A 13,406-nucleotide genomic window follows, 5' to 3' on the forward strand; every position below is an offset into this window, starting at 1 on the left:
GTGCGCACGTCGTTCGGCCATGCGATGACGGTGCGCCTGCCCAGCGGGGTGCGGTCGGAGACGCTCGCGGCGCGGTGGGACACGGCGTCCCGTCGCTGGTGGGAGCCCGCGACCCGGCCGACTCGTTTATGGGTGGAGGACGTGCCCGCCGTCTCGGCTTCGGAGGAGGCACGGCGCCGGCTCGTCGCCGAGTGCCGGCGGCCCGTCGCGGTCGACGGTCCGGTGGTGCGTGCAGTCCTGGTGCGGTACACCGACCAGGTAGCCGATCTGGTCGTGGTCGCCGACCGGCGTGATCTCGACACGGCCTCGCTCACGCTCCTGTGCGACGTGCTCGTTGGTGCGATCGGCGCCGACACGGTGATCGCGAATCCCGTTCGCCGTCATCGGCACGGTCGGACACTGCGTGGATGGAGCGCGGCAGTATTGCATTCCACTCACCCGCTGAGCCGGGCCCGCGAGGACGTGACAGCGACGGTGGCCGCCGCCGCCGCGGTCGTCACCGGCAGATGCCAGGGCCTCCGCTCGGTGACGATTCCGGTGTGGCGGGGCGACCGGACGCGGCCACCGCGAGTGCTCGGCGGGTTCGAGAACCGGGTCGACCTGACGTTCGACACCTCCGGGAACCGTTCACCCGCCGAGCTGATCGACGAGGTGAAAAGCGCACGGCGACAGGAATTGCCCCGGTATTCCGCGGAGATCGACGAGATGAGCAATGCGACTACCGGTGTGCTGGAGACGGTTCTGCGTGACCCCGGACATACGTACCTCCCCTGCCAGTCGGCGCCGTTCCCGCTGACACTCGTGCCGATAGTCGAGACCGGCGGGCACACCACCCTGGAGGTCTACGCCGACTCTGCATCTGTGGACGCCGATACCGCCAGGCGGTTCGGGCAGTGGGTCGCCCGCGTGGTGAACGGACTTCGCGACCCGTCCCCCCGACGACGTGGTGTGTTCGGCGAGGCGGTGGCGCCGCTGGGTGCCGGTGTGCGAGCGCCTGTCTCCGGTGGGCGGATCGAGCACCTCGTCGCCCGGCACGCGCACGAGCGTCCCGATGCGGTCGCGGTGACCCACGGCCGGCGCACACTGACCTACGGTGCACTCGACGAACAGTCGATCTGGGCGGCACAGGGTCTTCACGATCGCGGAGTCGGGCCGGGAGACCGGGTCGGAATCTGCCTGGATCGGTCGGTCGATCTCGTCGTGATGATGCTTGCGGTGTTGCGCAGCGGTGCGGCGTTCGTTCCGATGGATGTGCGGCATCCTCCGGATCGTCTCGTGTACACGGCGCGTGACGCCGATGTCCGATTGGTCGTCACCGAACTCGAGATCGGAGGCGGGTGGGACGGCGTACCGGTGGTGACGCCGGCGGAGCTGTCGGTGTCGGCATCGGTGCCGGGTGACGTGGATTGGGCCGTAGGCGGCGACGGCGCCCCCGCCTACGTGGTCTACACGTCCGGGTCGACCGGCCGGCCGAAAGGCGTGGTGGTTCCGCATCGCGCCGTTCCGGCGCTGATGGCGTCCACCGCAACCGAATTCGCGCCGACACCCGGCGACACCTGGTCGATGTTCCATTCGCCCGCCTTCGACTTCTCGGTGTGGGAGATCTGGGGCGCGTTGTCGTCCGGTGGCCGCCTCGTGATCGTGCCGTACTGGATCTCGCGGTCCCCGGTGGAGTTCCACACCGTGCTCGCCGACGAACACGTCACGGTCCTCAGTCAGACGCCGTCGGCGTTCGTGCACCTGGCCGCGGCCGACCGGGATCTCGAGCCGCTGTCCGCGCTCCGCCTGGTCGTCTTCGGCGGCGAGACCCTCGATCCTCGTGTGGTACTGCCGTGGCTCGATCGGTATCCGGAATCGCGATGCCGGCTGGTGAACATGTTCGGGACGACGGAAACCACCGTGCACGTCACCGCGCACACCGTGACACGGCGCGACGGCCTGACCGGAACACCAACGGTGGGGCATCCACTACCCGGCTGGGAGGTGGTGGTCGCGGACGAGAACGGTTATCCGCTGCCGCCCGGCGTGGCCGGCGAGATCTGCGTCGGCGGAGCCGGTGTCGCGCTGGGGTACCTCGACCGTCCCGGATTGACGGCCGGCCGCTTCGTCGCGGCACCCGGCGGGGCCCGGTGGTATCGCACGGGCGATCGCGGAAGGATCCGTGACGACGGCCGTCTCGAGCATCTCGGTCGACTCGACTTCCAGGTCCAGATTCGCGGGTTCCGTGTAGAACTCGGCGAGGTGCGGTCCGTGCTTCTCGACGACCCCGTCGTCGCGGCAGCGGCCGTGGTGCCGTCGGGGAGGCCGGAGGACCCGGCCGGACTCGCGATCGACGCCTACGTCGTTGCGGCCGGGTCGGCGACGGAGACCGAGACGGTCGCGGCGATACGGGAACGCGTAGCCCGATTCCTACCCGAGCATATGGTGCCCCGCACGATCACGGTGGTCGACGCGTTGCCGCTCACCCTCAACGGAAAACTCGACGTGACAAGGCTTCCCGCGCCGGTCCCGCGGTCCGTGTCGCACACTGCCGTCGAACCGCAGGACGGCCCGCTCGCCGAGGTGGGAACGGCGCGGACGCTCACCGACATCTGGGAGTCGGTGCTGGGGGTCCCGGTGTCGCTGGACGACAACCTCTTCGAGCTCGGAGGTAACTCGCTGTGCGCGATCAAGGCCGACGGCATGATGCGGCGGCTCGGCCTTCCGGCTCTCCCGATGCGGGAGCTGTACCGGCATCCGAGCATTCGCGGAATCTGCGGCACTCTCGCGCGGCTCTATCCGCCCCGACCGGATACGTAGGTTTCGACGAGTACGCCGATCGCCCGTGCCGGACCCGGTTTCATCATGTCGTTGTGTGCGCAATCGACGCGTTCGTCCTGCACGGTGCCGGTGATCGAGTGGCCCAATCCGGCGTTGACGGACGGCGCACCGCCGGCGCGGGAACTGTCCGCTGCGGTGAGCAGGAGCGCGTCACCGCGGAAGACTCTCGGGGCGAATCTCGTCGACAGCCGGGTCGACCGGGCATATCCCTCGGCGATTCGCCGCAGCTGGTCTGCCGTCAGAGCCGCGGCGGGACCGTAGGACTCGCCGAGACGGCGGCCGACGTCCGCGTACGTGAGAGACCGGGCGTCCTCGCCGGGGCTGCCGTCGACTCCCAGACCACGCAGAAGGTCGCCGGCATCCAAGGCTTCGGGATCGGCCGTCGCGCCGCCAGGGTGACTGTCCAGGAGCACAAGGGACCCGACCTCCTCACCCCGGTCCTGCAGCTCGGTGGCCATGGCATGCGCGATCAGCCCGCCGAGCGACCAGCCGAGCAGATGATACGGTCCCGCCGGCTGGACGGTACGGACCTCGTCGAGGTATCGGTGTGCCAGTTCCTCGATGGAGTCGTACTCGGGACCGCCGCCGAGGGAGGGCAATTGCAGTCCCCACACGGGCCGGTCCGGTGAGAGATGGCGGACCATGCCGGTGTACGCCCAGGCCAGGCCCATTCCGGCATGGACACAGAACAGTGGTGCGAGCCGACCACCACGGCGCAGCGGCACGACAACCCGGAGCGCATCCTCGACCGACGCGGGCAGCGCTTCGGTCGTGAGGCGGGCCGCCAGACCTGCGGGGGTGGGGTCGAGGAAGAGGGCGGGAAGCGGAACTGGCCGGCCCAGTCGCCGCTGCAGGGCCGCGGCGACGCGGACCGCGGACAGTGACGTGCCGCCGAGCGTGAAGAAGTCGTCGTCCACTCCGATCGCGCGGTCCTCGCCGGTGTCGACGACTTTCGCGAAAGCCTCGACGACGGCTCGCTCCACTGCCGTGGACGGGGCACGGAATCGTTCGGGCCGGGGGCCGAACTCGGGTTCGGGGAGGGCCGAGCGGTCGAGCTTGCCGGCCGGGGTGAGCGGCACCTCGTCGAGTACGACGACCGCGGCGGGAACCAGGTACGGCGGAAGCTGCGCGGACAACGCCGTGCGCACCGCACTCGCGTCTACGTCCGCGCCGGTCGCACCGCGGACGTAGGTGACGAGTATCGGTTCCCCGTCTGGTCCGGTTCGCCCGACGGTGGCCGCGAAACCGATGTCCGTGCGCGCCGCGAGGATCGAATCGACCTCGCCCGGCTCGACCCGGAATCCGCGCACCTTGATCTGGAAGTCGGTACGCCCGAGGTGTTCGAGCGTGAGGTCGGGCCGGGTGCGTACCAGGTCACCTGTGCGGTACATCCGCGACCCGGGGGCGGCGAACGGGCAGGCGACGAAATGGGTCGCCGTCGTGGCCGGGCGGGCGTGGTAGCCGCGGGCCAGGCCGGGCCCTGCCAGGTACAGCTCACCCGGGGTGCCCGGGGGAACGGGATGCAGCCGGGCGTCGAGGACGGCGGCGGTGAACCCGCGGACGGGGCGCCCGATGGTGACGGGTTCCGCCGGTGCCAGCGGTTCACTGACATGCGACCAGATCGTCGTCTCGGTGGGACCGTACGCATCGAGCATGCGCCGGGCGGACGCCCATCGCCGGACCAGGTCCGCCGGGCACGGTTCACCGGCGACGGTGAGGACCTGCAGCGAGTCGAGCCCCGTCGGATCGAGCGATGCCAGCGCGGTCGGGGTGATGAACGCGTGGGTGATCCGCTCGCCGGCCAGGATATCCGCCAGCGCCGCACCGCCATACGTCAGCGGGGGGACGAGCACGACCCGCGCCCCCGCGCAGAACGCCATCGTCAACTCGAACAGCGCCGCGTCGAAACTGGGGGACGCGAGATGCGAGACCCTCGCATCGGGGGTGACCTGCAGGTGGTGACGTTCCTGCTCGAACAGGTTCGAAAGACCCCGATGCGACACCACAACCCCCTTCGGAGTGCCGGTCGATCCGGACGTGTAGATCAGATAGGCGGGGTTGTCCGGGTGCAGCGGACCCGCGCGGTCGAGGTCGGTCACCGGGGTGGCAGGAAGGTGCCGCATCTGCGTCTCGAGGTCGGGATCGTCGAGCACCAGCCACTCGACCGTGTCCGGCAACTGTGTGCGGTACCGGGCGACGGTGACGCCGAGTACCGCTCCGCAGTCGTCGAGCATGTGGGTGATCCGGGTGGGCGGATACGTCGGGTCGACGGGTACCGACGCCGAACCCGAGCGGGCGACCGCCCACACGGCGCGGACCCACGCGAGGGATCGCGGCAATGCGAGGGCGACGAACCTTTCCGGTGCGGCACCCCGAGCGATGAGCAGCCGGGCGAACTGCGCGGAGTCGGCGTCGAGTTGGCGATAGGCGAGCGTGCGACCGGCGTCGCACACGGCCACCCGGTCGGAGTGCCGCTCCGCCGCCCCGGCCAGCAGGTCGGGCCACACCCGCGCCGGGAGGCCGGGCGGTCCGGAGACCGATGCGTCCTCGTCCTCGTCGCCGAGCGTCAGATCCCCGACCGGGTCGTCGGGGTCGGAGACGACCGCCGCGACGAGACGGGTCAGACGATCGGCGAAGCCCTGCACGGTCGCGGCGTCGAAGATGTCGGTGGCGTAGGTGAATCCGGCGGCGATCCCGTCCGGGGCACCGGACTCGTCGAACGTCTCGGCGACCACCAGTTCGAGATCGACCTTGGCGACGGGCGGCGTGTACTCCGCGACCGTGACGGTCAGGTCCGGCAGCGTGATCTCGGGTCGTAGGACGCTCTCGAATTCGAGGGACACCTGGAACAGCGGTGAGCGGGAGGTCGACCGCGGCGGGTCCACGGCCTCGACGACGCGCTCGAAAGGCAGGTCGGCGTGGAGGAAGGCACCGAGGTCGACGTCCCTGGTGCGGTCGAGTACCTCGGTGAACGACCGGGAGCCGTCGACAGGTGTGCGCAGGACGAGTGTGTTGACGAACATGCCGACGAGTTGGTCCAGCCGGGGATCGGGGCGGCCGGCGACGGGGGTGCCGATCACGATGTCGGAACTGCCGCTGAGGCGGGCGAGGAGGACAGCGAATAGCGCGTGGATCGCCATGAAGAGCGTCGAGTTGTTCTGCCGCGCGAGCGTCGATAGTGACCGGTGCAGGTCCCGTCCGATGCGGAACGCGACCCGGTCCCCGTGGTGGGTGCGGTGGGTGGGTCGGGGTCGGTCGGTGGGGAGGGGGAGGGTGTCGGGGAGGTTGGTGAGTGTGGTGGTCCAGTAGGTGGTTTGGGTTTGGGTGGTGGGGGTGGGGTGGTCGGGTGTGCCGAGGAGTTGGTGTTGCCAGTGGGTGTAGTCGGTGTAGGTGAGGGGTGGGGGTGTGGGGTGGGGTTGTTGGTGGTGGGTGTGGGCGGTGTAGGCGGTGGTGAGGTCGTGGGTGAGTGGGGTGAGGGAGTGGCCGTCGGCGGCGATGTGGTGGAGGACGAGGGTGAGGGTGTGGTGGGTGGTGTCGAGTTGGTAGAGGTGGGTGTGGAGGGGGGTGTCGGTGGTGAGGTCGAAGGGTTGGGTGGTGTCTGCGTTGATGTGGTGGGGGAGTTGGGTTTCGGTGGTGGGGGTGGGTGTGAGTGGTGGTGTGGTGGGGTGGGGGTGGATGTGTTGGGTGGGGTGTCCGTGGTGGAGGGGGTAGGTGGTGTGGAGGGGTTGGTGGCGGTGGATGAGGTCGGTGAGGGCGTGGTGGAGGGCGGTGGTGTCGAGGTGTCCGGTGAGGTGGAGGGTGAGGGGGATGTTGTAGGTGGGGGTGGTGGTGTCGTATTGGTTGAGGAACCAGATGCGTTGCTGGGCGGGCGACAACGGCACGAACTCGGGTTGGTTCCCCGGAGTGGGCACCGGCAACGGGGCATCGTTCGAGTCGTGGTCGAGGTGGGTGGACAGGACCCGTGGTGTCCGGTCCTCGAACACGGCCCGGACGTCGATGTGGGTGTGCAGCATCGAATTGACCCGCGCCACCACCCGTGTCGCCGTCAGCGAGTTGCCGCCCGCCTCGAAGAAGTTGTCGTCGACACCGACGTGCTCGAGCCCCAGAGCGGCCGCGAACGCGTTCGCGACGGTCTCCTCGACGGGCGACGTCGGTCGGTGCGCGGGATCGGCCGGGGAGTCGAACCGGGGAGCGGGCAGCGCGGCGCGATCGAGTTTGCCGACGGGGGTCAGCGGGATCCGGTCGATCGGCACGATCGCACCGGGCACCATGTGCGCCGGAAGTCGTTCGGTGAGATAGGCAGAGAGTCGTGCCGGGGCGAGCTCCGCGGAACCGACGACATAGGAGACGAGGATCGGGTCCCCGGCGGGCCCGGTGCGGGTGAGTGTCGCGGCGTATTCCACGTCCGGGTGGTCGCCGAGGACGGAGTCGATCTCGCCGGGTTCGATGCGGAACCCGCGCACCTTCACCTGGAAGTCGGCGCGGCCGAGGTACTCGACCACCCGACCGCCGGACGTGTCGGCGACCCAGCGGACGATGTCGCCGGTCCGGTACATCCGCTCGCCCGCCGGGCCGTATGGGGCGGCGACGAAGCGTCCGGCGGTCAGCCCCGGCCTCCGGTGGTATCCGCGGGCCAGACCCGACCCGGCAATGTACAACTCACCCGGAACGCCGTCCGGGACCGGCTGCAGCCGCGCATCCAGCACCACTTCGTCCGCACCGGCGACCGGGCCGCCGATCGTCACTTCGGACCCGGGTGTGAGCGGCGCGCTGATATTGGACATCACGGTGGTTTCGGTGGGGCCGTAGCCGTTCCGCAGAGCACGGCCACGGGACCACCGGGTCACCAGACCGGGCGGACACGCTTCTCCGGCCACGAGAATTTCGCCGAACCCGTCGTATCCGTCGAGGTCGTCGGGATCGGCCGAGGCTAGTGCGGCAGTCGGGACGAAGGCATGCGTCACCCGTTGGGCGGCGACGAAGCGGGACAGTTCCGTGCCGCCGACGATGGTCGGCGGGCTGATCACCAGAGTCGCGCCACAGCCGAACGCCAGAAGGTAGTCGAACACCGATCCGTCGAACGAGGGTGACGAGAAGTGGAGCACGCGCGAGTGCCGCCCCGGACCGAGGCCGGCCGCCTGCGCCGCGGCCAGCGTGGCCAGCCCGCGGTGCGGAACCACCACGCCTTTCGGGACACCGGTCGATCCGGACGTGTAGATCAGGTACGCGGGATGGTCGGGTAGCAATGGCACGCGGCGATCGGCGTCACCGAGGGCACCGCTCGACTGTTGTTCGACCGTCGTGATCGTCCCGGGTTCGTCCAGGACGAGCCACGGCACCGTGTCCGGGAGCCGTTCACGTTGCGGTGTCAGTGTGACGCCGAGCGCGACACCCGAATCGGCGATCATGTCGGCGATGCGTGCGGCGGGATAGCCCGGGTCGATCGGGACGAAAGCGGCCCCGGTCTTGGCGATCGCCCAGACCGCGAGCACCGAGTCGGCGGAACGCGGAATCGCCAGGGCAACGTAGCGTTCCGGGCCGGCGCCGTGCGTGATCAGCAGGCGCGCGAGCCGGTTCGACGCCTCGTCGAGGTCGCGGTAACTCACCGCGCGACCGGAGTCCTCGAGCGCGACGGCGTCCGGATCGAGGGCTGCGGCGTCGGTGACGATCGCGGCGAGAGTGCGGGTGGCGGGTGCGGGACCACCGCGCACGGGCGCGAGCGCACGGAACTCGTCGTAGCCGAGAAGCCGCACCGACGCGACGGTCGTCTCCGGTGCCGTCGCGATGACCTCCAGTGCCCGGCACATGCGCGCCGCGATCGCCTCGGTGTCGTTGCGGCTGAGGAACTCCGGCAGAAACTCGAACTTGAGGTGGAGTGTGGTGTCGGTGGTGGTGGCGGCGAGTGCGAGGGGGTAGTGGGTGGCGTCGGTGGCGGAGGTGGTGGTGATCATGAGGTCGGTGGGTGGGGTGGTGGTGTGGTGGGGGTAGTTCTCGTGGACGGTGATGGTGTCGAAGGTGGTGGCGTGGGGGTTGGGGATGTGGGTGAGGGGGAGGTGGTGGTGGTCGAGGAGTTGTGTGTGGGTGGTGTGGGTGTGGTGGAGGAGGGTGGTGAGGGTGTCGGTGGGGTGGAGGGTGATGCGGACGGGGATGGTGTTGATGAAGAGTCCGATCATGGTTTCGATGCCGGGGATGTGGGGTGGGCGTCCGGAGACGGTGGTGCCGAAGGTGATGTCGGTGGTGCCGGTGTGGGTGGCGAGGACGAGGGCCCAGGCGGTGTCGAGGATGGTGTGGAGGGTGAGGTCGTGGGTGCGGGCCACGGTCCGCAACCCATCGGTGTGCTCCCTTGACAGCGAGACCCGATACTCGTCGGGAAACGTGGAGGGGACGCGGCCGCGCGCGGACGGCAGCAGGATCGTCGGTCCCTCGAGTCCGTCGAGGACGTCGGCCCACGCGGCCCGGCTCTCCTCGAGGGACTGCTGGGTGAGCCACTCCAGGTAGCGGCGATACGGGAGGGGTCGAGGCACGGCGCCGGGGTCGGCGTGGTGCTCGTACAACTGGAGGAGTTCGTGCAGGAGAAGGGGCGTGGACCAGCCGTCGAGCAGGATGTGGTGATGAGTGAGTGCGATCTGGTGGTGGGTCGGTCCGTGGGTGATGAGCGTGAGCCGGAGCAGGGGTGGCTCGGTCAGGTCGAACGCGGTGGTGCGGTCGGCGGTGACGATATCGTGAGCGACCGTCCCGTCGCGTTCGTCGCTGAGATCGTGGTGATTCCAGGGAAGTGCTGCAGGAGTGACGATTTGAATCGGTGTGCCGTCGGGAGTGTGTCCGAAAGCGGCGCGGAGGTTCGGGTGACGGCCGAGAAGGGTGTCCGCGGCGTCGCGGAGGCGGTCAGGATCGAGGGGTCCGTCGATGTCGAGGACGAGTTGCACGACGTAGGTGTCGAGGGCCTGGCTGGTCAGTTCGTGGTGGAACAGCAGACCGGCCTGCAAGGGGGTGAGGGGCCAGACGTCGGTGAGGGTGGGGTAGTGGTGGTGGAGTGCGTCGAGGGTGGTTTGGTCGAGGTGGACGAGGTCGAGGTCGCTGGGGGTGAGCCGGCCGGCGCCGGGTCGGCTGATGTGGTCGGCGAGGGCGGTGAGCGCTTCGGTCCACAGGTCGGTGAGCTCGTCGACGTCGGCCGCCGGGAGCACACCGGGCGGATACACCCAGGTGGCGCGCAGGATCGGGACGCCCCCTGATTCGTAGACGTAGGCGTTGACGTCGAGAATCGCTGTGACGGGCACGTTTCCGAGGATCGTGGTGTCGAACTCGATGCTGGTTACCGGTTCCCAGCCGGTTCCGTTCGAGGGCCCGTGCGGCGGGTAGTCGAAGCGGCCGAGGTAGTTGAGGGTGGTTTGGGGTTGGGGGAGGTTGCGGAGTTGGGTTGCGGTGTGGGGGTTGAGGTAGCGGAGGGGGCCGTATCCGGTGCCGTGGTCGGGGGTGTTGTGGAGTTGTTCTTTGATGGTGGTGAGGGCGTGTCCGGTGGCGGGTCCGCCGGTGAGTGCGTTGTCGAGGTCGATGTCGGTGAGGTCGAGGAGGGTTGGGTGGATGGTGGTGAACCAGCCGATTGTTCGGGTGAGGTCGGCGCCGGGGATGAGGGGGTCGGTGCGGCCGTGGCCTTCGATGTTGACGAGCAGTGTGTGGGTGGGGGTGTGGTGGCGGTGGCGCCAGGTGGTGATGGCGAGGGCGAGGGCGGTGAGGAGGGCGTCGTCGATGCCGCAGTGGTAGGTGGTGGGGAGGGTGGTGAGGAGGGTGTGGGTGGTGTGGGGTGGGAGTTCGACGGTGGTGTGGGTGGTGGTGTTTTCGGTGTCGTGGGTGGGGTCGAGGGGTCTGGTGCCGAGTGGGGGGTCGGGGGTGGTGAGGATGTTGCGCCAGTGGGGGAGTTCGTGTTCGCGGTGGGTGGTGGTGTCGGTGAGGGCGTGGGCGTAGCGGCGTGCGGTGGTGTTGACGGGTGGGAGTGTGGGGGTGGTGCCGGTGGTGTGGGCGTGGTGGGCGGTGGCGAGGTCGGGGATGAGGATGCGCCAGGAGACGCCGTCGGTGGCGAGGTGGTGGATGGTGATGAGGAGGTGTCCGGGTTGGGTGCGGGGGTCGAGCCAGACGAGTTGGAGCATGATCCCGTTCTCGGGATCGAGTCGGTGCGTTGCGGCGTCGAGTTGCGCGCGTGCCATCGCGGCGAGGTCGTTGTCGGAGTGCGTCTCGACCGCGACGTGGGTGATGAGGGGTGCGGCCGCGATTGTTCCGGCCGGTGGGATCTCGAGGACGGTGTCCTGGTCCGATATCCCGCGCCGGAGTCGGGCTCGGAGCATGTCGTGGTGGTCGAGGACCGTCTGCACGGTGGCGGTGAGGGTGTCGGTGTCCAGGTCGGGTGGTGCGGTGAGCAGGACTGCTTGGCAGTACGTGTCGAGGTTGCCGCCGCGTTCGAGCAACCACCGCGCGATCGGCACGAGCGGTGCGGTCCCGACACCACCGCCGGGAAGCTCGGCCAGCACGTCCGGGTTCCGGGTGGCCGCCACCTCGGCGAGTGCGGCCACGGTCTGGTGCTCGAAAACGTCTCGGGGAGTAACGAAGACACCGTCCTCGTGGGCACGGGCCACCAATTGGATGGCCATGATGCTGTCGCCACCGAGTGCGAAGAAGGATTCGTCGGCACTCACGGACGGCACGCCGAGGACCTCCGCGAAAACCGCGGCGAGGGCCGTCTCCGTCACGGTCGCCGGAGCGCGACCCGTGGCGACGTGTTCGGCGAAGTCGGGTGCGGGCAACTGCCGGCGATCGAGCTTGCCGTTCGGGGTCAGCGGCAGGCGGTCCAGGACCACCAGCGTTGCCGGCACCATCTGCGGTGCGAGAGTCGTTCGGGCGAAGCCGAGGACGCGATCGATGTCGACAGTCCTCGTCTGTGCACCGTCCCGGGCGGGCACGACGTACCCGATCAGGCGCTCGGCGCCTCGGTCGTCGGAACGAACCGACACCGCGGCCTGTGCGACATCCGGGTGGCGGACGAGCGTGGCCTCGACCTCGCCGGGCTCGATTCGGTAGCCGTGCAGCTGAACTTGGGCGTCACTACGTCCGAGGAACTCGAGTTGACCCTGCGCGGTCCAACGTGCGAGGTCACCGGTGCGGTACATGCGTTCTCCGCGCCCGGCCGGGTCCGCCACGTACCGGGTCACCGTCAGCCCGGATCGGTGCAGGTACCCACGGGTGACCTGGTTCCCGGCAACGTACATCTCGCCGGTCACTCCGGTGGGTACGGGGTGGAGCCGCCGGTCGAGGACGTACACGCGCAGCCCCGGAACGGCCCGGCCGATGACCGACCGCGCAGCGGGACGGGTATCGCCGAGGGGATGCCTGGTCACGTGCACGGTGGTCTCGGTGATGCCGTACATGTTCACGAGCTGCGGCCGGGTTGGTTGGTGCCGGTCGAGCCAGTCGACGAGGTGACCGTGCTCGAGGGCTTCGCCGCCGAAGACGACGCACCGCAACGCCAGGTCGGTCGGCTGGTTCCGTTCCGCCGCGGCCAACTGGGCGAACGCGGTGGGCGTCTGGCACAGGACCGTCACCCGCTCCCGGCCGAGCAGGCCCAGGAACTCGTCGGGTGACCGCGCGGTGACGGTGTCGACGACGACGAGGCGGCCACCGTGCAGGAGGGCGCCCCACAACTCCCATACCGAGAAGTCGAAGGCGGCCGAGTGGAAGAGCGTCCACACGTCGGTCTCGGCGAACTCGAACGCAGTCCGCGCGTTGTCGAACAGCGTCGCGACATTACGGTGTGTCACCACGACACCTTTCGGGCGTCCGGTCGACCCCGACGTGTACACGACGTACGCGACCGCGTCGGGGGTGAGCGCGGCCCGTCGCTCCGGATCGGTGATCGGTTCCGGCGACAGATCCATCAGGCACCCGCGTGTGTCCGCGTCGTCGACGAGCACCGTGGGCAGGTCCCTCCGCAAGCGGGCCGCGTGGTCGGTGGAGGAGACGAGACACACCGGGGCAGCGTCGGACATCGTGGCGTCGAGCCGGTCCGCCGGGTGACCGACGTCGAGGGCGAGGTAGCCGGCTCCCGCTTGCTGTGCGGCCAGCAGGGCGACGACCAGATCGATCGAGGGTGGCAGTGCTACGGCGACGACCGTGTCGGGGGCGGCGCCCAGTTCGACGAGATGCCGGGCGAGTCGGTAGACGCGGGCACCGAGTGCCGCGTAGGTGAGCGTTTCGTCGGCATCGGTCAGCGCCGATTCGCCGGCGAAGCGGTGGACGGACCGAGTGAACCGGTCGGCGAGTGTGGCCTCGGCTGGTTCCGCCACCGGCGAAGGGGTATTCCACCCGGTCGTCAGCGTGGCCCGTTCGGTGACGTCGAGGAGGTCGACGTCCCCGACTGGCCGGGCGGGGTCCGCGGTCACCGAGTCGAGGAGCCGGAGGAAGCGCACCGCGACACTCTCGACGGTGGCGCGGTCGAAGATGTCGGTGGCATAGGTCAACGCGGCCGACAGGCCGGGGTGTGTGGGGTCCGCATGTTCGCGGAGGGTGAGCTGAAGGTCGAACTTCGCGAGGGGCAGAGC

2 protein-coding genes (1 of these 2 only partly in view) are annotated in these 13,406 nt (G+C 69.5%); one reads left to right on the forward strand and one right to left on the reverse strand.

The annotated features are described in order from the left end of the window. Positions 1 to 2,799: a non-ribosomal peptide synthetase gene (locus FND50_RS16925; protein ID WP_144289081.1), complete on the forward strand. Its 2,799-nt coding sequence runs from the start codon at positions 1 to 3 to the stop codon at positions 2,797 to 2,799. Here the strand turns inward: FND50_RS16925 and FND50_RS16930 are convergent. Continuing rightward, positions 2,775 to 13,406, reverse strand: the end of a protein-coding gene (locus tag FND50_RS16930; RefSeq protein WP_186301299.1) for a non-ribosomal peptide synthase/polyketide synthase. 16,035 nt of this gene lie beyond the right edge of the window; only the last 10,632 of its 26,667 coding nucleotides appear in the window; the start codon falls outside the window, past its right edge; it ends in the stop codon at positions 2,775 to 2,777. The genes FND50_RS16925 and FND50_RS16930 overlap by 25 nt on opposite strands.

It is taken from the genome of Rhodococcus sp. WB9, from assembly GCF_007558985.1.
Taxonomy (GTDB): Bacteria; Actinomycetota; Actinomycetes; order Mycobacteriales; family Mycobacteriaceae; genus Rhodococcus_F; species Rhodococcus_F opacus.